The sequence below is a fragment of the Bartonella sp. MR168JLCBS genome, assembly GCF_042194175.1.
Genome location: NZ_JBHIMP010000212.1, coordinates 1 through 913, shown reverse-complemented (window position 1 = coordinate 913; position 913 = coordinate 1). Strand labels below are relative to the sequence as shown.

Annotated in this window: 2 protein-coding genes; one reads left to right on the top strand and one right to left on the bottom strand. The window is 45.8% G+C overall.

Going from position 1 to position 913, the window contains the following annotated elements; translation table 11 throughout:
* Positions 1 to 202: 202 nt before the first annotated feature.
* On the top strand, positions 203 to 388 hold the full coding sequence (locus ACFIK8_RS10410) for a hypothetical protein (RefSeq protein ID WP_375669383.1): 186 nt from the start codon (positions 203 to 205) through the stop codon (positions 386 to 388).
* Between the two features lie 345 nt (positions 389 to 733).
* Here the strand turns inward: ACFIK8_RS10410 and ACFIK8_RS10405 are convergent.
* On the bottom strand, positions 734 to 913 hold a 180-nt coding region (locus ACFIK8_RS10405), incomplete at its 5' end, for a hypothetical protein (protein ID WP_375669382.1).

Below are 913 nucleotides of genomic sequence, written 5' to 3'. Positions count from 1 at the left end.
GCAGCAGCCTCTTTATTTCCAGTAGTTGTTGCAACATTCTTATTTGACTCTGGTAGTTCGACAGAGTCTTTATTCGGTGACGGGGCTCGTAAGCCAGTGTCGGATGCCACAGCCAGTGGCTCGAATATGGGGGGTTCACTGGCAAGGGATTCAATAATCCTGTCGACATCGCCAGTGACATCGTCAGGCGGACACACATCCATTGCAACCGGCTGAACCACCGCTTGTCCTTTTTCCAAAGGCGCGGTCGGAGCTAAAGTTGGCTGAGCCTCCGCCATTGTTGGTTCCACCACAATTGGTGCTTCTGTTGCATCGACGTCACCCGCCGATGGGAGAGACATTGTTGGTTGCCTCCACGCAAGCCTCTTCCTGCGCGGTACTAAGTTGAATGCCTGCTTGTGATGCAAGTCTTACTAAGTAAAGAAAGACATTGTTATACACACACAAACGTGAAACACTAAGGGGAAATACGGATAGTTACATGGTGACATTTATTGTTAAACGGTAATACCTAAATGCAAACATTAACACATATTTGTAAACGGAGATCGTAGAAGTTAAACGGAGATCGTCAAAAGGTAAACGGAGAATATGCTTTTTACGAATATAGTCAGATTCATACAGTTAGCCGATCTTTATAGTTTCACAAAATTGATAATTACATGACCAAAAAAACATAAGTTCTTGCAAAACAATGTACGTCGCAAGGATGACATTCTAAACAACGAATAAACTATACACCATCAGTTGTGCTCGGGCCGCCTTTACCACTGACACCGGCTGCGCTCCCATCCAAAAGTATGCGCGCGGCGTACTTGAGTCGTAAGTAACCAACTTCTTTCTCCGCTACCCGCAGCTTTTCACCATCAAGGAGTTGCTCCATGAACCGCATCAAATAGACGGAGCAGTCGAT